This window comes from Vibrio brasiliensis LMG 20546, from assembly GCF_000189255.1.
In the GTDB taxonomy this organism is placed as follows: Bacteria; Pseudomonadota; Gammaproteobacteria; order Enterobacterales; family Vibrionaceae; genus Vibrio; species Vibrio brasiliensis.
The window spans coordinates 1-25776 of sequence record NZ_AEVS01000016.1; the positions used below are offsets into that span (position 1 = coordinate 1).

General features: G+C 45.5%; 26 protein-coding genes, 1 tRNA gene, 1 rRNA gene and 1 pseudogene. 15 read left to right on the forward strand and 14 right to left on the reverse strand.

Features of this window, described 5'->3' with window-relative positions:
* Positions 1-142 precede the first annotated feature (142 nt).
* Positions 143-772 carry a hypothetical protein gene (locus RH46_RS03495; RefSeq protein ID WP_006878024.1) on the forward strand — a complete coding sequence of 210 codons (630 nt, stop codon included), beginning with the start codon at positions 143-145 and terminating at the stop codon, positions 770-772.
* Complete coding sequence (locus tag RH46_RS03500; RefSeq protein ID WP_006878025.1) at positions 750-1484, forward strand: oxygen-binding di-iron domain-containing protein; 735 nt, start codon at positions 750-752, stop codon at positions 1482-1484. Before RH46_RS03495 ends, RH46_RS03500 begins: the two co-directional genes overlap by 23 nt.
* 75 nt (positions 1485-1559) lie before the next feature.
* Here the strand turns inward: RH46_RS03500 and RH46_RS03505 are convergent, their stop codons facing one another.
* The 8 genes and pseudogenes from RH46_RS03505 to mlaF all read right to left on the reverse strand — a co-directional run bounded on the left by RH46_RS03505 (position 1560) and on the right by mlaF (position 6974).
* Complete coding sequence (locus RH46_RS03505) at positions 1560-2300, reverse strand: 1-acylglycerol-3-phosphate O-acyltransferase (protein ID WP_006878026.1); 741 nt, start codon at positions 2298-2300, stop codon at positions 1560-1562.
* Between the two features lie 117 nt (positions 2301-2417).
* Positions 2418-3677 (reverse strand): UDP-N-acetylglucosamine 1-carboxyvinyltransferase, encoded by a 1260-nt coding sequence (gene murA, locus RH46_RS03510; protein ID WP_006878027.1) that lies wholly within the window; start codon positions 3675-3677, stop codon positions 2418-2420.
* A gap of 9 nt (positions 3678-3686) precedes the next feature.
* Complete coding sequence (ibaG, locus tag RH46_RS03515) at positions 3687-3941, reverse strand: BolA family iron metabolism protein IbaG (RefSeq protein ID WP_006878028.1); 255 nt, start codon at positions 3939-3941, stop codon at positions 3687-3689.
* Positions 3934-4261 (reverse strand): annotated as a pseudogene (locus tag RH46_RS03520) (STAS domain-containing protein). Before RH46_RS03520 ends, ibaG begins: the two are co-directional and overlap by 8 nt.
* Positions 4258-4899: a phospholipid-binding protein MlaC gene (gene mlaC / locus RH46_RS03525; RefSeq protein ID WP_006878030.1), complete on the reverse strand. Its 642-nt coding sequence runs from the start codon at positions 4897-4899 to the stop codon at positions 4258-4260. Before mlaC ends, RH46_RS03520 begins: the two are co-directional and overlap by 4 nt.
* Positions 4900-4909: 10 nt before the next feature.
* A complete protein-coding gene (gene mlaD / locus RH46_RS03530; RefSeq protein WP_006878031.1) occupies positions 4910-5386 on the reverse strand; it encodes an outer membrane lipid asymmetry maintenance protein MlaD in 477 nt (158 codons plus the stop codon).
* A 2-nt stretch (positions 5387-5388) separates the two neighbouring features.
* Entirely contained in the window at positions 5389-6177 is a 789-nt protein-coding gene (gene mlaE / locus RH46_RS03535; RefSeq protein WP_006878032.1) for a lipid asymmetry maintenance ABC transporter permease subunit MlaE, read from the reverse strand.
* Positions 6177-6974: a phospholipid ABC transporter ATP-binding protein MlaF gene (mlaF, locus tag RH46_RS03540; protein ID WP_006878033.1), complete on the reverse strand. Its 798-nt coding sequence runs from the start codon at positions 6972-6974 to the stop codon at positions 6177-6179. The genes mlaE and mlaF overlap by 1 nt, the downstream gene beginning before the upstream one ends.
* A gap of 243 nt (positions 6975-7217) precedes the next feature.
* On the opposite strand from mlaF, the gene RH46_RS03545 reads away from it, so the two are divergent.
* From RH46_RS03545 to mgtE, 12 genes are all read left to right on the forward strand, one after another.
* Positions 7218-8183, forward strand: coding sequence for a calcium/sodium antiporter (locus tag RH46_RS03545; protein ID WP_006878034.1), 966 nt, complete (start codon positions 7218-7220; stop codon positions 8181-8183).
* Positions 8184-8202: 19 nt separating this feature from the next.
* Positions 8203-9168: a KpsF/GutQ family sugar-phosphate isomerase gene (locus RH46_RS03550; protein WP_006878035.1), complete on the forward strand. Its 966-nt coding sequence runs from the start codon at positions 8203-8205 to the stop codon at positions 9166-9168.
* Complete coding sequence (gene kdsC / locus RH46_RS03555) at positions 9168-9725, forward strand: 3-deoxy-manno-octulosonate-8-phosphatase KdsC (protein ID WP_006878036.1); 558 nt, start codon at positions 9168-9170, stop codon at positions 9723-9725. The genes RH46_RS03550 and kdsC overlap by 1 nt, the downstream gene beginning before the upstream one ends.
* Positions 9722-10285, forward strand: a complete 564-nt coding sequence (gene lptC, locus RH46_RS03560; RefSeq protein WP_006878037.1) for an LPS export ABC transporter periplasmic protein LptC — start codon at positions 9722-9724, stop codon at positions 10283-10285. The genes kdsC and lptC overlap by 4 nt, the downstream gene beginning before the upstream one ends.
* A complete protein-coding gene (lptA, locus tag RH46_RS03565) occupies positions 10266-10763 on the forward strand; it encodes a lipopolysaccharide transport periplasmic protein LptA (RefSeq protein WP_006878038.1) in 498 nt (165 codons plus the stop codon). The genes lptC and lptA overlap by 20 nt, the downstream gene beginning before the upstream one ends.
* Before the next feature lie 2 nt (positions 10764-10765).
* On the forward strand, positions 10766-11491 hold the full coding sequence (lptB, locus tag RH46_RS03570) for an LPS export ABC transporter ATP-binding protein (RefSeq protein WP_006878039.1): 726 nt from the start codon (positions 10766-10768) through the stop codon (positions 11489-11491).
* A gap of 50 nt (positions 11492-11541) precedes the next feature.
* The gene (locus RH46_RS03575; RefSeq protein ID WP_006878040.1) at positions 11542-13008 is read left to right on the forward strand and encodes an RNA polymerase factor sigma-54; all 1467 of its coding nucleotides are present in this window, start codon (positions 11542-11544) and stop codon (positions 13006-13008) included.
* Between the two features lie 25 nt (positions 13009-13033).
* Positions 13034-13321, forward strand: a complete 288-nt coding sequence (hpf, locus tag RH46_RS03580; RefSeq protein WP_006878041.1) for a ribosome hibernation promoting factor — start codon at positions 13034-13036, stop codon at positions 13319-13321.
* A gap of 4 nt (positions 13322-13325) precedes the next feature.
* On the forward strand, positions 13326-13772 hold the full coding sequence (gene ptsN / locus RH46_RS03585) for a PTS IIA-like nitrogen regulatory protein PtsN (protein WP_006878042.1): 447 nt from the start codon (positions 13326-13328) through the stop codon (positions 13770-13772).
* The gene (gene rapZ / locus RH46_RS03590; protein ID WP_006878043.1) at positions 13772-14635 is read left to right on the forward strand and encodes an RNase adapter RapZ; all 864 of its coding nucleotides are present in this window, start codon (positions 13772-13774) and stop codon (positions 14633-14635) included. Before ptsN ends, rapZ begins: the two co-directional genes overlap by 1 nt.
* Before the next feature lie 3 nt (positions 14636-14638).
* On the forward strand, positions 14639-14917 hold the full coding sequence (locus tag RH46_RS03595) for an HPr family phosphocarrier protein (protein ID WP_006878044.1): 279 nt from the start codon (positions 14639-14641) through the stop codon (positions 14915-14917).
* A gap of 111 nt (positions 14918-15028) precedes the next feature.
* Entirely contained in the window at positions 15029-16384 is a 1356-nt protein-coding gene (gene mgtE / locus RH46_RS03600) for a magnesium transporter (protein ID WP_006878045.1), read from the forward strand.
* 70 nt (positions 16385-16454) lie between these two features.
* On the opposite strand, the gene metH is transcribed toward mgtE, so the two are convergent.
* The gene (metH, locus tag RH46_RS03605; RefSeq protein ID WP_006878046.1) at positions 16455-20135 is read right to left on the reverse strand and encodes a methionine synthase; all 3681 of its coding nucleotides are present in this window, start codon (positions 20133-20135) and stop codon (positions 16455-16457) included.
* Positions 20136-20304: 169 nt separating this feature from the next.
* Here metH and RH46_RS03610 point away from each other — a divergent pair, with 169 nt between their 5' ends.
* Complete coding sequence (locus RH46_RS03610) at positions 20305-21618, forward strand: cation:proton antiporter (RefSeq protein WP_006878047.1); 1314 nt, start codon at positions 20305-20307, stop codon at positions 21616-21618.
* 59 nt (positions 21619-21677) lie between these two features.
* Here the strand turns inward: RH46_RS03610 and RH46_RS03615 are convergent, their stop codons facing one another.
* The 5 genes from RH46_RS03615 to rrf all read right to left on the reverse strand — a co-directional run bounded on the left by RH46_RS03615 (position 21678) and on the right by rrf (position 25750).
* Entirely contained in the window at positions 21678-22361 is a 684-nt protein-coding gene (locus RH46_RS03615; protein WP_006878048.1) for a DedA family protein, read from the reverse strand.
* A gap of 140 nt (positions 22362-22501) precedes the next feature.
* Positions 22502-23926 carry a sensor domain-containing diguanylate cyclase gene (locus RH46_RS03620; RefSeq protein ID WP_006878049.1) on the reverse strand — a complete coding sequence of 475 codons (1425 nt, stop codon included), beginning with the start codon at positions 23924-23926 and terminating at the stop codon, positions 22502-22504.
* Between the two features lies 1 nt (position 23927).
* Positions 23928-25055 (reverse strand): FIST signal transduction protein, encoded by a 1128-nt coding sequence (locus RH46_RS03625; RefSeq protein WP_006878050.1) that lies wholly within the window; start codon positions 25053-25055, stop codon positions 23928-23930.
* A 470-nt stretch (positions 25056-25525) separates the two neighbouring features.
* Positions 25526-25602 (reverse strand) — tRNA-Asp (locus RH46_RS03630).
* Between the two features lie 32 nt (positions 25603-25634).
* Positions 25635-25750, reverse strand: a 5S ribosomal RNA gene (gene rrf, locus RH46_RS03635).
* Between the last annotated feature and the right edge of the window lie 26 nt (positions 25751-25776).

Genomic DNA, 25776 nt, shown 5'->3' on the forward strand with positions numbered 1-25776 from the left:
ATTCCAACTAACACTCACAACCGCCTCCCCTCTCAACTCTCGATTCTCGATTCTCGATTCTCGATTCTCCAACATATGCTGATGTGGCATAATTGGATATCCCTTCCTATATTTATTCCATAATATTAATAAGGAAATAGATATGGCTAGGAAGCACCTCTTTATTGTGGCGGCGGAAGTCTCTGCCGAACTCAATCGCGGCGTCCTTATCGCTAAGCAGTTACAACTTGTTGCCAGCAATGCACGAGCACTCGCTCTCAGAGCTGGTGATAGTGCCGCTGGCTTCCACCCTATTACTGATTCTATCGATGGTTTAGTACGCCTGACTCTCACCACCTCCAGCTCAATCAATCAAAAGGCGCAGGAGCTCAGCAAAGTCGCGACTGCCGGGGCGCGAGCTTTGGAAGTGTTAAACCATTTCGAGTCTGTTTATCTGCGCGCCAAAGACGCTGCGTTTTTAAATAGTCTGGATCGCACCAGACAGCAGTGCCATCGCGAGTTTGAACAACTCAATTCCACTTTTTCTAAAGACTCTAAGCATCTGTATGCGCTGCTCAATAGCTTGTATAGCGAACTGCGGGTCGCTCGCATTATTTCCACCATGCTTAGCGTAGAAGCCTCTCAAGTAGAGGAACGCTTCAAGGATCAGCTCAATGCAATAGCAGATAGCGTTCAGGAGTTTGCAGAAGCTATTCGTGAACACGTATTGCAATCCCTCAAACTATTCTCATTGTTCGATAAGGAAAATTATGCAATCAAAAGTTCTGTATAGAGATGATGAACACCGTTGGGTGATGTTTGCCAGGGATCCCCTAAAACCTGAAAAAATCATCGATACCAATCAGTACATGATCGTCAATAAGCAGCAAGCTATTCTGCTTGACCCTGGAGGCATTGAGTTGTTTTCTTCGATGCTAAGCAGTGTCGTTAAAGAAGTTCCGATCGATCACATAAAGTATCTTTTTGCCTCTCACCAAGACCCCGATATCATTTCATCGCTGGGGTTGTGGGACAAAGCCCTTCCCTCAGCTACCCTCTACTCCCCCTGGCTGTGGGAAGGGTTTATCCGTCACTTTGGTATGGAGTCGATCTCATTCGCGCCTATAAAGGATGAGGGGGGCTGTTTGTCATTATCCGGGCTAGATATTCAATTTATCCCTGCCCACTATATGCACTCATCTGGTAACTTTTCTGTCTATGACCCGAAAGCAAAGATTCTGATGTCCGGTGACATTGGTGCTGCGCTAGACGCACCTGAGGCGCCATTCTTTGTCGAAGATTTTGAACAACACACGGCAAAAATGGAGTATTTCCATCGTCGCTGGATGCCCTCAAATAAAGCGAAACGGGCCTGGATAGATCAGGTTAGCCAACTCGACATTGACATGCTTTGTCCTCAGCATGGAGGCATCTTCAAAGGTGACAATGTTCAGCGCTTTTTAGATTGGCTAGAGCAACTGGATGTGGGAATCGCGGTCAAGTAACTCACGACAACAGATATAAAAAAACCAGTAGACTCACACCTACTGGTTTATCAATCGTCGAACAAGATAGCTTAATTAAGCTTTTACGCCCTGCTGTTGGTTCAGCATCGCAACTTCGGCATCGAGAGCTTCAAGCTTAGACTTCATCTGCTCGCGGCAGGTGTTAGCTAACTCGCGAACATGCTCTTTACCGAATTCATCGACTTGCACTGGTGGTAGCATCTCAACAATCACGTGGCCGTTGTTCCAGCGATTTAGCTTAATACCTGCAGTAGAGCTACATACGATTGGAATAATTGGTAGCTTCGCGCCGATAGCCGCATGGAAAGCACCTGTTTTAAAAGGCAGTAAACCGCGACCACGAGAACGTGTACCCTCTGGGAACATCCATACCGATACGTCACTGTTGTTCATGCTATCAACCACTTGGTCAATGGTGCCTTTCGCCTTTGAGCGATTAGCACGGTCAATCAGAATATTACCAGTTAACCAGTAAAGCTGACCGAACAGCGGCATCCACGCCAGGCTCTTTTTACCCACAGTCACAACTTTCGGTGTTACTGCAGAAGAGACAGTGAAAAGGTCCCAGTTGTTCTGGTGGTTAGCAATATAGATATGCTGACCGCGCTCGTAAGCATCTTCAGGAATACGCAGTTCTAGCTTGATGCCAAAAATACGCGACATCTTGCCAAACAGGCGACCAAAGGTAAAAACGTGCTTTGGGTTACGCGGGCTTAATAAACAGTAGCCGCAACCAAAAACAAACATAACAATTGCAAAAATCGCAACAGCCAATACACGTAATAGTGCAATCATTGTGGTTCTCCAAGATCAGCGAGGATCATTTCAATTGAGCCAGACTTTAACTGATCTGTCGTTCATAAAAAAGCCGAAACTCGCGTTTCGGCTTACAAGCGTTAGCTGATTTTATCTCTAATCGCGAAAACGTTCAATATTTGCGCCAAGAGCAGATAGCTTATCTTCAATTTTGTCGTAACCGCGGTCGATGTGGTAGATGCGGTCAACGATAGTTTCACCGTTAGCAATACAGCCAGCAATCACTAAGCTCGCTGAAGCACGAAGATCCGTCGCCATAACCTGTGCACCGCTAAGTTCATCAACATCGCCACAGATAACTGTGTTGCCTTCGATCTCAGCTTTAGCGCCCATACGCATTAACTCGGGTACATGCATAAAGCGGTTTTCAAAGATGTTCTCAGTAATAACACCACCGCCCTTCGCCATCAGGTTAAGCAAGGTGAACTGAGCCTGCATATCAGTAGGGAAACCAGGGTGAGGTGCAGTACGAATTGTTACCGCTTTAAGTTCACGGTCAGTCATATCGACAGAGATCCAGTCTTCACCCGTTTCAACTGCCGCGCCTGCTTCTTCTAACTTAGCCAATACAGCTTCAAGAAGGTGTGCTTTAGTGTTACGACACGTCACTTTACCGCCTGAAACCGCCGCAGCAACAAGGAAAGTACCTGTTTCAATACGGTCAGCCACTACAGAGTGCTTGCCGCCACCAAGACGCTCTACACCTTCAATAGTAATCGTATCTGTACCTGCACCAGAGATTTTAGCCCCAAGTTTGTTGAGGAAATCTGCGGTATCAACAATCTCAGGCTCACGCGCTGCGTTATCAAGAACCGTAGTGCCGTCAGCCAGAGTTGCTGCACACATAATAGTAATGGTTGCGCCAACACTCACTTTATCCATCACAATGTGAGCACCTTTAAGACGCCCGTCAACGTTAGCTTTAACGTAACCGTCTTCTAAGGTAATTGTGGCACCTAGCTGCTCTAAGCCATGAATATGTAGGTCTACTGGGCGAGCACCAATAGCACAGCCACCTGGTAGTGACACCTGACCTTGACCAAAACGGGCAACCAACGGACCTAAAGCCCAGATTGATGCACGCATTGTTTTCACCAGGTCATAAGGCGCGCAGTACTCATTGATGCTGCTAGGATCAACATGCACAGAGCCGTTACGCTCGACTTTTGCACCAAGACGCTCAAGTAGCTCCATCGTGGTGTCGATATCACGCAAGCGCGGTACGTTTGCTACTTCAACAGGCTCTTCAGCCAGAATAGAAGCAAACAAAATTGGTAGTGCAGCGTTTTTGGCACCAGAAATGGTTACTTCACCTACTAGAGGCTTTTTTGAACCTGTAACTCGAAACTTTTCCATTTTAAAACCTTACAGTGACATCAACTTCTTATCACGAGCCCACTCCTCAGGAGTGTAAGCTTTAATAGAAACTGCGTGGATGTCATTTCGTTGGATATATTCCATCAGTGGTGCATAAATTAGCTGTTGTTTTTTAACGCGACTCATTCCGTCGAAGCAAGCATCAACAGCAACGACTTCATAATGACTGCCTTCGCCTTTGACGTGCAGCTCTTCTAGATTCAGTGCTTCGTTTAAAATCTGTTGTACTTTTGCGCTATCCACAATTCACCCCTGTAGTATTCTTTAAATGCCCAGCAACGACTTGTTCTACGTTGCTTAGCTGAAACAATGTGCGCAATTCAGTCGGCACGAAACTGAGCATTATATGACAGTTTGTTTTTTGCATTCTCTAATAGATGAATTAGCATCACCATTCCTGCTGAGTCGATACGCTCAACGGCTTTTAATGATAACTCCATCTCATTTTGAGTCGGCTTGAACGCCTGCAGTTCAGTCCAGAGAGCAGGCACAGTGTCTCTGTCCAGAGGTCCACTTAAGGCACACTGATGCTCGCTATTAACTTGCCATTGAGGATGTGTCATTTAGCGGCACTCTCAAATCGAATCGCTTGTTTTGAAAGCGCTTCGAGCTCTTCTGCTACTGCCGCAATACCCTCTTGGCGTAGTTTAGTGCTCCACTCAGACTGTTTACTCGATAGCAAACTAATGCCCTCAGCAATCATGTCAAACACTTGCCATTCACCACTCTTTTTATCTCTACGCAATTTGAACTCCAGCTTAATGTTGGGTCTTGGCGCATCAATAATATCCACTTTTACGCTAGTGATATTTTTATTAGCACTACGTTTTGTTTCAGGACCAAATTCAATCGTCTGGTCTGTGTACTGAGTCAGAACCTGAGCATATGAACTGATTAAATAAGCACGAAATGCAACGATGAACTTACTTACATCCTCGCGTTTTGCGCCTTTCAGGTTTGGCCCGAGTAGTTTAAGTGCTGCATATTTCTCGTTGACGAAAGGCATCAGCTCTTCTTCAACAATCACTTTTAAATAATCCGGATCCTGATGAATCTTATCTTGCTCTGCTTTAAGTCGTTCAAAGGCTTGCTCAGAAACTTGCTTCATCATTTCATACGGCTGAGTCTTATCAATTTCAGCCGCTGTCACATTAAATGCGACAAAAAACGTAAGAAGAGTAAGTACTAACTTTCTAAACATCGTTATCTCCCTAATCTTCCGAACCACCAACGCTATACAGAACTTGTCCAATCAAGTCCTCTAGTACCAGCGCTGACTTGGTATCTTCAATATAGTCCCCTTCCACCAGCATCTGTTCATCGTCAAAAACAAAGCCTGGTGTTAAACCAATATACTGCTCGCCGATAAGACCTGAGGTGAGGATTTTTACACTTGATGTCTCTGGGAACTGGTTGTAAGTGCTATTAATAGCCATAGTTACGACCGGTAGTAACGACTCACTATTTAGGTTTATCGCCGATACTCGACCAACAACCACACCGCCCACTTTGACAGGTGAACGAACTTTCAAGCTACCGATATTATCGAACTCAGCGTTGAGCGTATAAGTATCATTGGAGCCAAGCCCTTTCACGTCAGCGACTTGAAAAATCATCACCAGAATTGCGCAAATTCCAGCAAGAACGAAGCTGCCGACCCATAATTCAATCTTTCGAGTTTGTTGCATGATTAGTTCCCAAACATCAATGCGGTTAGTACGAAGTCTAGACCAAGTACTGCGAGAGAAGAGTGGACTACGGTGCGAGTTGTCGCACGACTAATACCTTCTGAAGTAGGTATCGCATCGTAGCCATTAAATAATGCTATCCAGGTAACCGTGATTGCGAACACGATGCTCTTAATCATGCTGTTACCAATATCCTGACCAAGCTCCACCGAAGCTTGCATCGCCGACCAGAAACTACCATGGTCAATGCCTTTCCAGTCAACACCCACCAACTGTCCGCCCCAGATACCGACTGCCATAAAGATCATTACCAGCAACGGCATTGAAATGACACCAGCCCAAAAACGGGGGGCAATGACACGTTTGAGTGGGTCAACGGCCATCATTTCCATACTGGAAAGCTGCTCTGTTGCTTTCATCAAGCCAATTTCTGCCGTGAGAGCAGAGCCTGCCCGGCCAGCGAATAGTAATGCGGTCACTACAGGACCTAACTCACGAAGCAGCGATAAAGCCACCATTTGCCCGAGAGCGCCTTCAGCACCAAAATCAACCAGGATAACGTAGCCTTGTAAGCTAAGAACCATGCCGATAAAAAGGCCTGATAGCACAATGATGATCAACGATTGAACACCGACTGTATATAGCTGTTTTATCAACAGTGGAAGATTCTTAATTGGCTGAGGTTTACTGGCCAAAGCACCAAATAACATCAGGCTTGCACGGCCAAAAGACTCTGTTACTGATAAGGCGCGACGGCCTACAGAAGCCACAAAATTTGCTAAGCCTGCCATTATGAGAAAAGCTCCTCAGCTAAAGGTTGAGACGGGTAACGAAACGGCACTGGACCATCAGCATCCCCCAGGAGAAACTGCTGCACTTGAGGATCTGGATTTGAACGCAGCTCTTCTGGTGACCCGTAAGCAATGACTTTGCCATTGGCTAAGATATAAACCCAATCAGCAATGCTCATCACCTCTGGCACATCATGAGACACCACGACAGAAGTGACACCCAGCGCCTGGTTAAGGTTTCGGATTAACTCAACCAACACCCCCATAGTAATAGGGTCCTGCCCAACGAAAGGTTCATCGTACATGATCAGATCAGGGTCGAGCGCTATAGCCCTGGCAAGAGCGGCTCGTCTTGCCATACCACCAGATAGCTCACTTGGCATTAAAGAGGCTGCACCACGCAGTCCTACTGCTTCTAGCTTAAGTAAGACCAGTGTACGTATTAAAGACTCGTCCAAGTCGGTATGTTCACGCAAAGGAAATGCAACATTGTCGAAAACAGACAGATCGGTAAAAAGAGCACCGGACTGAAATAGCATGCTCATCTTTTTACGTTCTTGATAGAGCTTTTTACGACTCAGGGACGGGATATTATGGCCATCAAACCATATCTCGCCGCTTTCAGGATAGATTTGCCCGCCAATAAGACGTAACAATGTCGTTTTTCCTATCCCAGAAGGTCCCATAATCGCAGTGATTTTACCCTTAGGGACACGTAAGCTGACACCATCAAATATTTTGCGTTCTCCGCGAGAAAACATTAGCTGGTTAATTGTAACTAGGTCTTCGGATCCCATGCTGAACTCTTATACCTTCCCTTATGAATGGGCAATCATAAGCACATTCATTTACAATTTAAAGCACTGTTCGATTAATTGTGAGATCCACGAATGTTCTCGCTAATCGGCATGACATCTGGCTTGCCTAATAAATTAGATAATTTGGTTAACAATTAATTGAACGAACCGCTTCCCTTTTAATAACCAAACCGTCAAAATTAACGGTTAAATTCTCTCGTTGTATATTGATTAGGAATCATCATGTTTGAAGCCGTTGCGTTTCTCGTTATTGGATTGGTCTTTTTGGTTTGGAGTGCAGATAAACTCGTCTTTGGCGCTGCTGCTTTAGCTCGAAATGTAGGGATTTCCCCACTGGTTATCGGCATGACCATTCTGGCAATGGGCTCTTCTGCACCGGAAATGATGGTTTCAGCAACAGCTGCACTTGATGGCAAAACAGATACGGCCGTGGGTAACGTACTTGGCTCCAACATTGCCAATATCGCATTAATCTTAGGTATTACCGCCCTGATTAAGCCGCTATCTATTAGTTCAGCGGTTTTACGACGCGAACTACCACTAATGATTGGTGTCACCATCCTGGCGGGTGTTTTACTGTGGGATAGCCATTTAGGTTTCTACGAAGGCATTCTGCTATTCGCACTTTTTGCAGCCTTCATCCTGACAATGTTACGCATTAGCCGCAATGAGAAGAAAAATGGCGATGTGCTGATAGAAGAACAAGAATCTGAAGTGCCAGAGGGCGTCAGCAACGGAAAAGCAGCCATGTGGGTTGTCATTGGTCTTATCGTTTTACCTTTAGCGGCTGATGTTCTGGTCGACAATGCAGTCATCATTGCTCAGTACTTTGGCATGAGCGACTTAGTGATCGGTTTGACGATTATTGCCGTCGGTACAAGTTTACCTGAGCTTGCTGCATCTTTAGCAGGCGTGATGAAAGGTGAAGATGATATGGCAGTTGGTAATATCATCGGCTCTAACGTGTTTAATATTCTTGCCGTAATGGGCATTCCTGGCATCCTCAACCCTTCGGTACTGAGTGAGTTCGCAATGGGTCGTGACTTCTGGGTAATGCTCGGCGTATCTCTGTTGTTAGTTGCAATGGCATTGGGCAAGTCTCGTAGCATCAACCGTTTCGAAGGTGCTGTGTTGTTTTGCTGTTTCATTGGCTACCAAGCTTACCTAATTATGAATATGACCGCTTAAGCGCGTTCCGGAGCCCTTTATGTTTGATTATCGTTCAGCAGCCCTAGAAGTTCTGCAAACAGAAGTAGAGGCACTCAAGCAACTAGATCAGTACATCAATGACGACTTTATCAATGCCTGTGAACTGATTCTGGCGAATAAAGACGGCAAAGTTGTCGTGATGGGGATGGGTAAATCTGGTCACATCGGTAATAAAATTGCCGCGACCTTAGCGAGTACCGGTACATCTTCATTCTTTGTTCACCCTGGTGAAGCTGCGCACGGCGATCTTGGTATGATCGAACCAGGAGATGTCGTTCTTGCTATTTCTAACTCAGGTGAGTCTTCTGAAATTCTGGGTTTATTCCCTGTATTAAAACGACTCAACATTAAGATTATTAGTATGACTGGCAAACCTAAGTCAAATATGGCTAAGCTGTCAGACATCCACTTGCAAATCACTGTACCGAAAGAGGCCTGCCCGATTCAGCTTGCGCCAACGTCAAGTACTACCGCGACTCTGGTCATGGGTGATGCTCTGGCTATGGCACTGATGCAGGCACGCGGCTTTACCGCAGAAGATTTTGCGATGTCACACCCGGGCGGTGCTCTAGGTCGTAAACTGCTGCTAAAACTTGCAGATATCATGCACACTGGCGATAGCCTACCTCTAGTGACACCAAGTACCGTAGTGCGTGACGCGCTATTGGAAATTAGCCAGAAAGGCCTTGGCATGACTGCGGTAGTCGATGACCACCAGCAGTTGATCGGTATTTTTACCGATGGTGACCTACGCCGAATTCTTGATAAGCGTATCGATATTCATACCGCATTGATTGGTGACGTGATGACAGTGAATCCGACCACTGCAGAACCAAATATGCTTGCCGCTGAAGGTCTTAACCTAATGCAAGACAAGAGCATCAATGGTTTAGTGTTGTGTGAAGAAGGTAAAGTTGTCGGCGCACTGAACATGCATGATTTATTAAAAGCCGGAGTGATGTAATGTCAGAAATGATTGAAACTTTATATCAACCAGTGGAACAATCCACATTAGAAATTGCCAAACAAATTAAGTTGCTTATTTGCGATGTTGATGGCGTATTTTCTGACGGTCTGATTTACATGGGCAATGACGGTGAAGAGCTTAAAACGTTTCATACCCGAGACGGCTATGGCGTAAAATCATTAATGAACGCAGGAATCGAAATTGCGATCATTACTGGCCGCCGCTCTCAGATCGTAGAAAATCGTATGAAAGCACTGGGCATTTCGCTGATTTATCAAGGTCAAGACGACAAAGTAAAAGCATATCAAGATATTTGCGATAAACTCAGTATCTCGCCACAGCACACTGGCTATATTGGTGACGACCTAATCGACTGGCCTGTAATGGAACAGGTTGCTCTTAAGGTTTGTGTCGCAGATGGACACCCGCTACTGGCAAAAAGAGCAAACTATGTCACCTCAATCAAAGGTGGTCATGGTGCAGTAAGAGAAGTTTGTGACCTCATTCTTCAAGCACGAAACGAACTAGATGTTCACAAAGGTCTAAGTATATGAGTCTTTCTCGTATTGGCTATCTAATTCTGACTTTCATAATATGCTGGTCTGCTTACTATCTTTTCGACCAACAGCAGGGTTATGATATTCAGGTTGAGCCAGATACCGAGCTGCCGATGTTTAGCGGAAAAGGCTTAGAAAATACCTCTTATACAGAAAGTGGTATTCGCAGCTACGTTATTACATCGGTCAATCTTGACCACTATGCAAAAAGTGGTGACACAATTTTTAACCAGCCTGTTCTCAAGGTTTACAAAGAAGGAACCACTCAAGAGTGGGAAATTACCGCTGAACGTGGCGTTTTAACTCAAGAGCATGTATTAACGCTCTACGAAAACGTCCTCGCGACCAATTTGTTGCCAGAATCAGGTTTTGACACCTTGTCCACCGATATTATGAATATCCAGTTGGACAGCAGAGACTTTTGGGCAGACAACCAAGTCATTATGGTTGGCCCTCAATTTGAAACAGTAGGACAAGCGATGACAGGCAATTTTGCCGACAATCACGCGACCCTATACAAGCACGTACAAGGTAGATATGAAACTCTCACACCTTAGTCTGATTTCTTGTTTATTTCTGTCTAGCCAAGCATTGGCGCTATCTACAGACCAGGAACAGCCAGTTTATATCGACTCAGATAGTCAACAGCTCGATATGCAGAGCAACAAAGTGACCTTTATCGGTGATGTTAAGTTGAAACAGGGCAGTATCAACATTAACGCTGACAAAGTCATTGTTACTCGCGATCCAAAAGATGGCTCTATCCAAGAGATTGAAGGATACGGTGATTTGGCGACCTTTTCCCAGCTCACCGATGACGGTAAGACACTGTATGGCGAAGCCAAAGAACTGTACTACGTGATGGTAGATGACCAACTAACCATGATTGATCAGGCAATGCTATCGCAAGATGACAGCGTGATTCGTGGTACCAAGATCCGTTATAAAATCTCATCTCAAAAGCTGATTGCTGATGGTAAAGACAAGGGCGACCGCGTTTCTACCGTTCTACAGCCACAAGCAGTACAAGAATAGTTATGGCAATACTTAAAGCTGAGCACTTAGCTAAAACCTACGGCAGTCGAACCGTTGTAACCGATGTAAGTCTGCAAGTTGAATCAGGCCAAATTGTCGGTCTACTTGGCCCAAATGGTGCGGGTAAAACAACGTCTTTCTATATGATTGTTGGTCTGGTTGCACGCGATCAGGGCTCGATCACCATCGACGATAAAGACATCAGTATCCTTCCGATGCACAGCCGCTCACGTATGGGTATTGGCTACCTTCCGCAAGAAGCTTCGATTTTCCGTAAGCTGTCTGTAGAAGATAACATCATGGCGGTTCTTGAGACTCGCGAAGAGATGACTCGAGAAGAGCGTCAGGACAAGTTGGAAGATTTGTTGGAAGAATTCCACATTCAGCACATTCGTCACAGCGCTGGTATGGCATTATCAGGTGGTGAGCGTCGCCGAGTAGAAATTGCACGAGCACTTGCAGCTAATCCGCAATTTATCTTACTGGACGAACCTTTTGCTGGTGTTGACCCGATTTCGGTTATCGATATTAAAAAGATCATTGAACACCTGAGAGATCGTGGCCTAGGCGTTTTGATCACCGACCACAACGTTCGTGAAACACTCGATGTATGTGAAAAAGCATACATTGTAAGTCAGGGTCACCTGATTGCAGAAGGTACGCCTGAGCAAGTACTTAACAATGAACAAGTGAAACAAGTTTATCTCGGCGAACAATTCCGTCTATGATTAAAGGGAAGAACGGTAAGATTCTCCAGCATTAAGGCAAGCAATACTGAATGAAACCCTCATTACAACTCAAGCTAGGACAGCAGTTAGCGATGACTCCTCAATTGCAGCAAGCGATTCGTTTGTTGCAACTGTCAACGCTAGACCTTCAACAGGAAATTCAAGAAGCATTGGATTCAAACCCACTCCTAGAAGTGGAGGAAACCAATGACGAACCGACTGCTGAAGAGAATACTCGCAGTGAGGAAAAAGAGCCTACAGTAGAGCTTGCAGACAGCGCAGAGCCTGATGTTAAAGACAGCTCTGAACTGATTGAAAAGTCCGAAATCAGCAATGACCTTGAAATTGATACCACTTGGGACGACGTCTACAGTGCTAACACTGGTAGCACAGGCATCGCTCTCGATGATGACGCTCCGGTTTATCAAGGCGAAACCACTCAATCATTGCAAGACTACCTGATTTGGCAACTAGACCTGACGCCATTTAGCGAAACGGATCGAACCATCGCTTTAGCATTGATAGATGCCATTGATGACTATGGTTACTTAACCGTATCCACTGAAGACATTCTTGAAAGCTTCGACAACGAAGAAATTGAAATTGAAGAAATCGAAGCGGTGCGTAAGCGCATCCAGCAATTCGATCCATTAGGTGTAGCCTCAAATAACTTGCAAGACTGCCTATTACTTCAATTAGCGACTTACCCAGAAGATACACCTTGGCTAGCAGAAGCAAAGTTAGTACTTACTGACCACATTGACCAGTTAGGTAATCGTGATTACAAACTAATCATTAAAGAGACTAAGCTTAAAGAAGCGGAGCTGCGCGAAGCCCTCAAGCTAGTTCAACAGCTAGACCCAAGACCCGGTAGTCGCATCGCTTCTGAGCACGCAGAATACGTCATTCCAGATGTGTCTGTGTACAAAGATCACGGCAAATGGATTGTCACAATTAACCCAGACTCAGTACCCCGACTGAAAGTGAACCAGCAATACGCCGCATTAGGCAAAGGCAACAGCGCTGACAGTCAGTACATCCGCAGCAATTTGCAAGAAGCAAAATGGCTGATTAAAAGTTTAGAAAGTAGAAACGAGACTCTGCTCAAAGTTGCTAAGTGTATTGTTGAACATCAACGCGATTTCTTTGAGTATGGTGAAGAAGCCATGAAACCTATGGTGTTAAATGATGTGGCACTCGCTGTCGACATGCATGAATCCACCATATCCAGGGTAACAACGCAGAAATATATGCATACCCCTCGTGGCATTTTTGAATTGAAGTACTTCTTTTCAAGCCATGTCAGTACTGACAATGGCGGAGAATGCTCATCCACTGCAATCCGAGCACTCATTAAGAAGCTCGTCGCTGCCGAGAACAGTGCCAAGCCACTGAGTGATAGTAAGATTGCCGCTCTACTCGCTGACCAAGGGATTCAGGTCGCTAGACGAACAATTGCTAAATACCGAGAGTCATTAGGTATAGCCCCGTCAAGTCAGCGCAAACGCCTGTTATAGGGCCTAAAACCGAGAAGGAAAGTCTATGCAAATCAATATTAATGGCCACCACGTTGATCTCACCGATTCAATGCAAGACTATGTAAACGAAAAGTTTCAAAAGCTAGAACGCTTTTTTGACCACATAAACAGCGTCCATGTTGTATTAAAAGTTGAAAAACTACGTCAAATCGCTGAAGCTACCCTTCACGTAAACCAAGGCGAAATTCATGCCTCATCTGACGATGAAAACATGTATGCCGCCATTGATTCCCTGGTCGACAAACTTGTTCGACAGCTAAACAAGCACAAAGAAAAGCTAAACGCCCACTAAAACCATGCAACTAAGCGAAATCCTTACATTGGACTGCACCAAAAGTGCGGTCCAATGTACTAGTAAAAAAAGAGCCCTTGAGATGATCAGTGAACTTGTCGCTGAGCAGACCGGGCAAAACTCAACCGAACTATTTGAATGCATGCTCAGCCGTGAGAAAGTGGGCAGTACTGGCATTGGAAATGGAATTGCCATTCCCCATGCTCGTATGCAGTCCAGTGACAAAGCCGTTGCGGTTTTACTGCAATGTGAATCTCCCGTCGAGTTTGATGCTATCGATAACCGCCCTGTAGACCTACTTTTTGCTCTCCTTGTGCCAGACGCACAGTGTAAAGAGCACCTTAAAACCCTTTCTAGTATGGCAGAGCGTCTAAACGATAAGCAGATCCTGAAACAACTTCGTAAAGCTCAATCTGATCAAGAGCTGTACGATATTATGGTTAATCACTAATGCGTCTTATCGTTGTCAGCGGCCAATCTGGTGCAGGTAAAAGCGTAGCGCTACGAGTTCTCGAAGACTTAGGCTATTACTGCGTAGATAACTTACCGGTCGATTTGCTCGAAGTGTTCGTAAAAACCGTTCAATCCAGTAAGCAGAACGTCGCTGTCAGCATAGATATTCGTAACCTACCGACTGAGCCAAACCTTGTCGAAGATGTGTTAGCAGAGCTTAAACAAAGCTCAGATGTCAGCGTGCTGTTTCTGGATGCGAACAAAGAGACGTTACTCAAGCGCTACAGCGAAACGCGACGCATCCATCCACTGACACTAAGCCTGGAAAACACCTCTCTGGAACAAGCCATTGAGAAAGAGAGATGCATCCTGTCGCCACTAAAAGAACATGCGGATTTAGTGATCGATAGTAGCAACCAGTCTCTGCACGAACTGAGTGAAACGGTTCGTATGCGAGTTGAAGGTCGCGAGCGTAAAGATCTGGTAATGGTATTTCAGTCGTTTGGTTTCAAGTATGGCCTGCCAAGTGATGCCGACTACGTATTTGATGTGCGCTTCTTACCTAACCCGCATTGGGAACCAGATTTAAGGCCTCTTACCGGTCTGGATGCACCAATTAAGTCGTTCTTAGAAGGCCATCAAGAGGTGATGGAGTTAAAAGGTCAGATTCAGAAGTTTATCGAAGACTGGCTGCCACTGTTAGAAAAAAACAATCGCAGTTATCTGACCGTCGCTATTGGCTGTACTGGTGGAAAACACCGCTCAGTCTACCTCACCCAACAGATTGGCGAGTACTTTGCCCAAATGGGCCATCAGGTACAAATCCGCCACGCTTCATTAGAGAAAAATCATAAGGAATAGTTTATGCAGCAGCAAAGTCGTACTGTGTTAATTCAAAATCGTCTGGGGCTCCATGCCCGTGCTGCTGTAAAACTGGTTGAACTCGCTCAATCTTATGACGCTATTCTCACCATCCAGAACCATGAAGGCAAAGAAGCAACCGCTGATAGCGTAATGGGACTGCTGATGCTGGAGTCAGCTCAAGGTGAACACGTGACAATCAGCGCCGAAGGCAGCGATGCTCATCCAGCGCTTGAAGCAGTGTGTCATCTGATTGAAGATAAATTCGATGAAGATGAGTAATCGCCCAAATGGTCTAACTAATTGACCTTCCTTCACATTAACTTATTAAATCCGTCCTAAAATTCAGTTACTATTCACAGTATTGTAGGAATATAGAGTCAGGGGGAATCAATGGCAGAGCAAATAGAATTCGATCAAGCTCACCAGGCCCTGCAAGAAGTTACTGAAGCACTAGAAAATGGTCGCTTTGTCCATGTCCGTCGCCAACTACAGGACATGGAACCAGAAGATATTGCCCATCTCTTAGAAGCATCACCGCGAAAAAGCCGTGAAGTACTTTGGCAGCTTACCGATCCAGAAGACTATGGTGAAATCCTCGATGAACTAAACGAGGATGTTAAAGATGATCTCGTGTCTAAAATGGCACCAGAGATGCTTGCGGAAGCAACCGAAGGCATGGAGACGGATGACGTCGCTTACGTACTTCGAAGCCTGCCTGATGACGTCTCAAGAGAAGTATTATCACAAATGGACGCTGCGGAGCGTCTATTAGTCGAGACCGCTCTTTCGTATCCAGAAGATACCGCTGGTAGCTTAATGAACACTGACGTAATCACCATCCGTGGTGATGTCGACGTTGATGTTGTTTTACGTTATCTGCGTATGAAAGGCGAACTGCCAGAGGCTACCGATGCGCTCTACGTCATTGATGAAGAGAGCCGCTTAATCGGTGAACTACCCATCACAACCCTCATTACCACTCAGCCTGACGTCAAAGTCAGTGATGTAATGGAAGATGCGGATGAGGCAATTGAAGTCACCATGAGTGACTCAGACATTGCCAGCCTGTTCGAACGTCGTAACTGGGTTTCCGCTCCGGTTATTGATGACAAGCAGCACCTTGTCGGCCGTATCACCATCGATGACGTGGTTGATGTTATCCGTGAAGATGCCGAACACTCAATGATGAGTATGGCGGGTATGGATGATGACGAAGATACCTTCGCACCGGTAGTTAAATCAGCCCGCAAACGGAGTATCTGGCTAGGAGCGAACGTGCTTGCAGCACTGGCAGCTGCGTCTGTTTCTAACATGTTTGAAGCGACTCTCGACCAAATGGCTGCTATTGCGGTGTTGATGACCATTGTCCCTTCTATGGGTGGTGTTGCCGGTAACCAAACCGTCGCACTGGTGATTCGTGGTCTGGCGCTCGGTCATATCGGTGACTCCAACAAACGTGAGCTGCTTTTAAAAGAGGCGGCTATCGGTCTGCTCAACGGTATTATGTGGGCACTGATTATTGGTGGTATTGTCGTAGCCTGGAAAGGCAACTGGATGCTGGGCGGCATTATCTCTGCAGCCATGTTAACCAACCTGTTTGTCGCGGGCGTTGCTGGGGTAACCATCCCTATTCTGCTCAAGAAGATGAACATCGACCCTGCACTGGCGGGTGGTATGGCTTTAACCACGGTCACTGATGTGATTGGTCTTTCAGTCTTCCTTGGTTTAGCGACTATTATGATTTAATTCATCTCGACCACTGGTTATAAAAAAACGCAGCTCTATGAGCTGCGTTTTTATTTGGTCAACAATAAAGTTAGCCGTTGATATTAGGCCCAAGCCACTTCTCAGCTTCCAACATATCCCAACCCTTACGATCCGCGTAACTCTCAACCTGATCCTGCTGGATCTGTGCGATCGCAAAGTAACGAGAATCCGGATGCGAGAAATACCAGCCTGAAACAGAAGCACCTGGGTACATCGCGTAGCTCGATGTGAGTGTCATGCCTATCGTCTCTTCTACATTCATCAGATCCCAAAGTGGGCCTTTCTCTGTATGTTCTGGACAAGCAGGGTAACCTGGCGCAGGACGTATTCCCTGATACTTCTCACGGATTAGCTCTTCATTAGATAGATTTTCATCCGCAGCGTATCCCCAGATCTCTTTACGTACTCGCTCATGCAGATACTCAGCAAAAGCCTCCGCCAGACGGTCAGCAACCGCCTGAATCATGATGGCGTTATAGTCATCACCCTGAGCCTTATATTCATCAGCCAGTTCGCGCTCATTGATACCACCAGTCACCGCGAAAGCACCAATCCAATCTTTTTTGCCAGACGCTTTTGGCGCAATATAATCAGACAAACAATAGTTAAAGCCTTTTGGCTTCTCAGTCTGCTGACGTAAGTTATGCAGCACTTTAGCGACTTCAGTTCGCGATTCATCAGTATAGACTTCGATGTCATCACCAATGCTAGCTGCCGGGAACAGAGCACACATGCCTCGCGCCTGCATCAGGCCTTCTTTTTCAACACGATCAAGTAGTTCATTCGCGTCTTTGAATAGTCGCTGAGCTTCTTCACCCACTTCTTCATGATCGAAAATCGCCGGATACTTACCCACCAGCGACCAGGTCATAAAGAACGGAGTCCAGTCGATGTATTGACGAAGAGTAGCAATATCAAAGTCATCAAACACATGCACACCCGGTTTTGCTGGGACAGGTGGAGTGTAATTGTCCCAATCGATAGCGACTTTATTTGCTCGAGCCTGTTCAAGAGTGACAGGTTTAGTGCGTGGTTTCTTACGGTTATGCTGATCACGAACACGGACATAGTCAGCATCTAATTTCTCGACAAAAGCAGGACGCAGTTCTTCTGAAAGTAGCGAGGTACACACACCTACCGCGCGTGATGCGTTGTTTACGTACACCACAGGGTTCTTGTAGTTCTGCTCAATCTTAACCGCCGTATGAGCTTTAGATGTTGTTGCACCACCAATCAGTAGCGGCAAGTCAAAATCGAGGCGCTCCATCTCTTTAGCGACATGAACCATTTCGTCCAGCGATGGAGTAATCAGGCCTGAAAGACCGATAATATCGACGTTCTCTTCTTTTGCGACTTTTAGGATCTGCTCACACGGTACCATTACACCAAGATCGATAATCTCGTAGTTGTTACATTGCAGAACAACACCTACGATGTTTTTACCGATATCATGAACATCGCCTTTTACTGTCGCGAGTAGAATCTTACCGTTCGAGGAGCCAGCCTGTTTCTCTTTGTTGATGAAAGGTTCAAGGTGAGCAACAGCTTGTTTCATTACGCGAGCAGACTTAACCACCTGAGGTAAGAACATCTTACCTTCACCGAACAAGTCACCAACCACGTTCATACCATCCATCAGAGGTCCTTCAATGACCTCTAGTGGTTTAGATGCATTGACACGGGCTTCTTCAGTATCTTCGACGATAAATTCAGTAATACCTTTAACCAAAGCATGTTCTAAACGCTTTTCAACCGACCAAGTACGCCATTCAAGGGCTGAGGCATCCTCTTCTTTGCCAACACCTTTGCCTGCATATTCAGCAGCAATATCAAGCAGTCGCTCAGTACCGTCATCACGGCGGTTCAGCACCACATCTTCTACCGCTTCACGCAATTTGTCCGGTACGTTATCGTAAATCTCTAGCTGGCCAGCATTTACGATGCCCATATCCATACCATTCTTAAAACAGTGGTAGAGGAATACAGCGTGAATCGCTTCTCGGACGTAGTTGTTACCACGGAAAGAGAACGAAACGTTGGATACACCACCAGAAATCATCGCATAAGGAAGATCGCGTTTAATATCGGCAACCGCTTCAATGAAATCTACAGCGTAGTTGTTATGCTCTTCGATACCCGTTGCAACCGCAAAGATATTCGGGTCAAAAATGATGTCTTCAGGCGGGAAACCCACTTCATCAACAAGAATGTTGTAAGCGTTGGTACAAATCTCTAGTTTGCGTTCGCGAGTCTCTGCCTGACCGACCTCATCAAATGCCATCACAATCACTGCGGCACCATAACGGCGGATAAGTTTAGCTTGCTCGACAAACTTCTCTTTCCCCTCTTTGAGAGAGATTGAGTTCACAATGCCCTTGCCCTGAATACACTTAAGACCAGCTTCTATCACTTCCCACTTAGATGAGTCGACCATGATAGGCACTTTTGAAATCTCAGGCTCAGAAGCACACAGGTTAAGGAAACGCACCATACAGGCTTCTGCATCCAGCATGCCTTCATCCATGTTGATATCGATGATTTGCGCACCGTTCTCAACCTGCTGACGTGCAACTTCTAATGCTTCATCATAAAGCTCTTCTTTGATGAGACGTTTGAAGCGAGCAGAACCCGTAACGTTAGTTCGCTCACCAACGTTAACGAACAGAGTTTCTTTCTCAATAGTCAGTGGCTCTAAACCAGACAGTCGACAAGCAACTGTCAGCTCTGGTAACGAACGTGGTTTAACACCTTCCACAGCATTCGCCATATGGCGGATATGCTCTGGAGTCGTACCACAACAACCACCAATTAAGTTAAGGAAACCGCTTTCTGCCCACTCTTTAACATGTACCGCCATATCTTCAGGAGACAGGTCATATTCACCGAATGCATTAGGTAAACCTGCATTCGGGTGAGTCGAAACAAACGACTCTGAGATACGTGAGAGTTCTTCAACGTATGGGCGCAGCTCGTCTGGACCGAGGGCACAGTTAAGACCAAATGAGATTGGATTTACGTGACGCAAAGAGTTGTAGAAAGCTTCTGTTGTCTGGCCTGACAGAGTACGACCAGATGCATCAGTGATGGTACCGGAGATCATGATTGGTAGCTCGACGCCAACTTCCTCAAAGACAGAATCTACGGCAAAGGCACACGCCTTAGCATTCAATGTATCGAAAATGGTTTCAATAAGAATAAGATCCGAACCACCTTTAATCAGCGCTCGAGTCGACTCAGAATAGGCCTCAACCAGCTCATCAAAGCTAACATTACGGTAGCCAGGATCATTTACATCAGGAGAAATAGAACAAGTGCGGTTAGTAGGGCCAAGCACACCTGCTACATAGCGAGGTTTATCTGGAGTCTTCGCTGTCCATTCGTCTGCTACTTCTCTTGCCAGCTTAGCTGCGGCAAAGTTGATCTCTTCGCTAAGGCTTTCCATATCATAGTCAGCCATGGCGATTGTCGTCGCGTTAAAGGTATTGGTTTCAAGAATATCAGCGCCCGCTTCAAGGTAAGCTGCGTGAATATCTTTGATAAGCTTAGGCTGAGAAAGGACTAACAGGTCATTGTTGCCTTTTAAATCACAATGCCAGTCAGCAAAGCGCTCACCTCGGTAATCGTGCTCTTCGAGTTTGTAATCTTGGATCATGGTGCCCATACCACCATCGATCAATAAGATACGTTGCTTTAATTGAGCTTCAATCTGTTGCCTTACATTACTTCCCACGGTACAGCCTCATTCCTTTAATTATCTCTCCATCCTATCACAGTTATTAAAGGAGTCTAGACGTCTAAAAGATCAAATTGCTTACTTAGATATGACAAAAAGTGTTTGCTATTTAAACACAGTAGGCAGAAAATCCTCATTCATAATTTGTTACATACTGAGATTCCTAATGTCGGTCTATTACACTCTGTGCTTCTTATCTGCAGCTGCAATGTTGATTGCTTTTGTAAACAGCAAGATAGGTAAAATGCAAACCACAATCGCCATTACGGCTGGTTCGATGATGCTCTCCCTGCTTATCCTGATTGCTGGTCAGAATGACTGGTTCCAACTTACCGAAATCGCATCCAACACAGTCGCAAGCATTAACTTCGAAGATTTTTTGCTTAAGGGCATTCTGGGCTTCCTGCTATTTGCTGGCGGATTAGGCATCAAACTTCCTAACTTGAAAGACCAAAAGTGGGAAATAACCGTGCTTGCACTAGGTGCTACCCTGTTTTCGACCTTCTTTATCGGGTTTGGCCTGTACGGCTTCTGTCAGTTAATCGGTATTCAATTCGATCTCATATACTGTCTACTGTTTGGCGCCCTGATTTCGCCAACCGACCCGATTGCTGTACTGGCGATTGTGAAAAAGCTCGACGCTCCAAAACGCATCTCGACTCAAATCGAAGGGGAGTCATTGTTTAATGATGGTTTTGGTTTAGTTATCTTCGTAACCATCTTCACCATCGCTTTCGGCACAGAAGCCCCAACCGTTGGCAGCGTTACGCTACTGTTCATGCAAGAAGCGATTGGCGGCATCGTCTACGGCTTTGCACTGGGATTAGTTTTCCACTATCTGATTAGCGCAACTGACGATCACTCGATGGAACTTCTGCTTACTATTGGTATTCCAACCGCTGGCTATGCGTTCGCTGAAGTCCTTCACGTATCAGGGCCTCTGGCTATGGTTGTGTCAGGTATCATGATTGGTAACTGGACACGCTTCATCGGCTTCTCTAAAGAGAGTGAAGATCACCTCGACCACTTCTGGGAATTAGTAGATGAGTTCTTAAATGGCGTGTTATTCCTATTGATCGGTATGTCGATGCTGCTGTTCGAATTCCATAAGGAAGACTGGATTTTAATGGCGTTCTCCATTCCATTGGTGCTATCAGCGCGCTATTTGAGTGTGTTCCTGTCTTACATCGGCTTCAAGCGCTACCGCAAATACAACCCTTGGTCAGTCAACATCTTGACCTGGGGTGGTCTACGAGGTGGGTTAGCACTCGCTATGGCTCTATCCATTCCATCTGGCGTATGGGTTATTCAGGACAAGCTGATCGATGTAAAAGAGATTGTGCTGGTAATGACCTACTCAGTGGTGGTCTTTTCCATTCTTATTCAAGGCTCAACAATCACACCTATGATCGAAAAAGCTAAGCTTAAGCAAAAAGAGATGGATGAAGAGTCGAGTAAAGAGCAAGTGACTCAAGAATAGTCCCCTACGCAAATAAAAAAGGCAGCCATTTGGCTGCCTTTTTTAATCTGAAGTTAAAACTACTTCTGTACTACTTCGACCTTTTGTTGTTGCTTTTGCCAGCCTCTTCTTAGTCTCAGCAAAATGAAACTAGACAGAGCAACACAGAGAGTAATCACCGGAGCCGCCATCAATCCCGCTGTAATCAAGCGGTTGAGGTTTTCAGGTAGCATAGGAAGCAACATACCAAAAGAACATAACAGCAGCGTCCAAAGGATTGCACTCAACCATGAGAAGTAATGAAACTTGCTCACCTTGCTGGCTCTCATGCCCATCATCAAAGGTAGTAATGAACGCACTACCGGAATAAAGCGCGCACTGAACAAAGCAATTAAACCATGACGACCAAGTAAGGTATCAACCTGTGCCATGCGGTTAGCTGGTACAGCTTGCACCCAACCCTGCACTTTAGGTAACTGATTAAGTAGTCTCCCCTGCATGTAACCAGCCCAACTACCAAGTGCCGCACAAACACAGATAATCAGCAGGATAAGTATCGGGTCAAGTACACCTACCGCAGCTAAAGTACCCGATAGAACCACTACGCTATCACAAGGAAAAGGAGCGGCGGGAATAAAGCCACTTTCAAGAAATATCAAAGCACCGACTACACAATAGATCAGAAGCGCACTCTCTGGACTTTGTAAAACCGAGAAATCTTGACTCCATAGTGCGATAAATACAGAGAACATAGAGTCTAACATCGCCTATCCTTACTAGCTTGGTGTTAAGTATGCTCTGTTGTATCGCTGTTATTCACTCAGTACAAATTCAATAAGCTATCGTCAGGATTGATAAAAATGAAAGGAGATAAAATGAAGTAAGGGCGAAAATAAAAAGTGCGTCAGTTACGAACGATACAATTGCGTCCTAGAGATTTAGCTTCATAAAGATAACCATCAACTCGTGCCAATACATCTTCCAAAGGAGTAGCAAGCTGAGTGAAAGATAAAGTGGTCATCCCCAGACTGATGGTAATTTTTAACGGCTGATCTTCATGGTAGATTTCCATAGCTTCGACTTCTCGTCTTAAGCGTTCAGCAATCTCGAAACCCAAACTACTATCAGTATTGGGGAGTACCAGACCAAATTCTTCTCCCCCTAAACGACCTACCACATCCATATTTCTGGTTGATTGCTGGATGTGCCTCACCAAAGCAATTAGTACTTCATCCCCTGCCGCATGGCCAAACTGGTCATTCACCTGTTTAAAATGATCGATATCGAGCAGGACGACTGTCAACGGAGCTCGCCATCGAGCACAAGTACTAAGCGCTCTTTCTGTTTGCTCCTGAAAACTACGACGGTTAAATGCTCCGGTCAAAGCGTCGGTAGCTGCAAGTGTGCGCAGCTTATTTTCAAGGCTTTTACGTTCCTCAATGTCAGTAATAGACATAATAATCAAAGGTTGTTCATCGAATGACAACTTGCTAAACGCAAACTCAACCTGCCTAAAACGACCATCAGGAAGCAATAACATCAAATCACATGAAGCCGTCGGTACCCCCTCTGTTTGAGAGGCAACCAAACATAACCTGGACCTGAACAGTTTGTGGCTATGAGAGGCAATAAACTCACTCGGATGACGGTCCACTACTTCAGACTTGGGCCGGTTGAGCAACCGACAACTGAACTCATTAACCATTGTCACCTCAAGCTGAGGGTTACATATAATGATGCCGATTGGAGCAGCATTAACTAAGCCTTGTAATTGTTTAGTGACACGTTTTGAATGTTCGAACCTTTGTTGCTGCAACTCTTCCAATTTCTTTCGTAAGTAGATATCCCGAAATACCAGCAACCAGGTATTCTGCGTCATATTGGTCAGCCGAACACGCATAATGTACTCTGTACCAGAGCAATGAATGTTGATATCGGCACTCTTATTACCGCTGGTCTGGTAACCATTGATAAACTTTTTGAGTTCCGGCGAGCTACGGACAATTTCTAATTCAAATATGTTAGAAAAGTTTGACTCCGACGTGAGCAGTGGCGGGTCAAAATTACCACTTCGAATATCTTTGACGTTTCCATGGCTATCTATCCATAAGCTCATGTCGGGTAGTGAATCGAGAATCAGGTTTAATGTGTGGTTGCGGTGGGTTAACTCACTACAACTGATATCGAGTGAGCGTTCCGTGATGGTGAGTTGCTCATCGAAATGCTGATAGCCTTCATCTACCAACTCTATCAGTTGCGTTAATTGTGAATCATCAGGGATCCCGTCAGGATAAATACGCCTCAGCTGTCTCTGGAGTAATCGATGCATACTACTTTTCCGAGAATGCAGTTATGGTCATCGTCTGATTATGAAGCTCTGAGTTATGTCTGTTATCTAAAGGCGCTATCTCCCCATATGAATAAAAGCCACATAACATAGTGTGCTCGCCCAACTCCTCTCTAACAGCGTCAACCTCATCATCAGCTAGCTGCTTCAATAACAATTTACGGCCAACACAGCTAATCAGCACAGCAAATTGTGGCGAGCTCTCAATATAGTCGCGGCAAACTTTAGCTGCATCTTGTGCACCATCAATTAATGAGTCGACATTAGCTCTCATTAATCTTGCAGTCACGCCATTAGGAATATACCCGGCGAATGTAATCGAACCAGACTCATCATCCGTTGCCAATAACGTTCTGACCAATTTAGTTTGTTTCTCTACATCAGTAATTTCGAGAGGAAACCTCAGCCCACTCGAAGGCAATTCATTAGTTAAGTCACCTAAATAGCTGTGATAAATCTCCAGTGCATTCTGATCATCCAGCTCGTAAAGCACATTGCCCTCAGATCGAGTAACTTTTCGCTCGATGCCAAATGCACACCACCCTCCTCTTGAACCATAACTCACCTGAAGAGCCTCGCCATACAAACCGATAGCAACCACTAAGCCAGAGGCACGTACGTTTTCTGTATATACTCTAGTCTGATTAAAGTTGACGCAATCTCCGGCTAAACCACCGGTAATCTTAACGTGCTCGGGTAACTCACTACGCAGACCATCCACAAGAAATGTACCGTCAACCTTGAGGCCATCACTAAGCACAAAAACATGTCGTAAATCTGGCTGCAATAAATCTCTCGCGAGTGCACTCCCCAAAGCTTTACATGCGCCTTGATACTCCGATAAATAGCGCACGGACTTACGCACAGATGTCTTTTCAAACTGGATAAAAGTAATGACGAGACAATCACTTAAAGCACCGTCATTACTGATCTCACCTGCAGTAGAACAACCAATAATATGAGATTTAGGATAATGGTTTTTTAGTACTTCAGAGGCATCTTCGCTAAGTGAACCAAATACCATTAGCAAAGTATTGAAACTGTCTACTATTGACACTGAAGAGAGATCTAGTGGTTCATCAAAATCCCAAACTAACTGCTGTGTGTTCATAGAAACCTCCGACCATAAACTAAAGTTAGTTGTTTTGCCTAAGTTGCCACTCTTGTTTGGTGAAGCTGGAGAGCTGGAGAGCTGGAGAGCTGGAGAGCTGGAGAGCTGGAGAGCTGGAGAGCTGGAGAGCTGGAGAGCTGGAGAGCTGGAGAGCTGGAGAGCTGGATTATTATCTCTCTTTAGGAACAAGTCCTTTCAACACCTTTTGCATTCAAAGTTCTTTCACCATTGTCCCAACGGCCACCTCCAGAAGGACGAAGTCCGGTCTAGTTTTCCAGCAGCGAAGCGTTCCAGTTATCTCGAACGACGAAGTCCGCTCTAAACTCTCGCAGGGCGAAGACCGATCTCGGAGCGAAGCGTTCTATAGGACGCAGTCCGTTCTCGTTCTAAAATGCAAAAAGCCCGTTGCGTCAGCAACGGGCTTCTAAAACGACGAAAGCCTAGTCGTAAGACTAGGCTTTCTGAATAAATGGCGGAGCGGACGGGACTCGAACCCGCGACCCCCGGCGTGACAGGCCGGTATTCTAACCAACTGAACTACCGCTCCGCACTGGTTAGACTCTTGAGTCTAAATTTAAAGCCTGGCGATGTCCTACTCTCACATGGGGAAGCCCCACACTACCATCGGCGCTAATTCGTTTCACTTCTGAGTTCGGCATGGAATCAGGTGGGTCCAAATCGCTATGGTCGCCAAGCAAATTTTTAAATTCGGAAAGCTGTT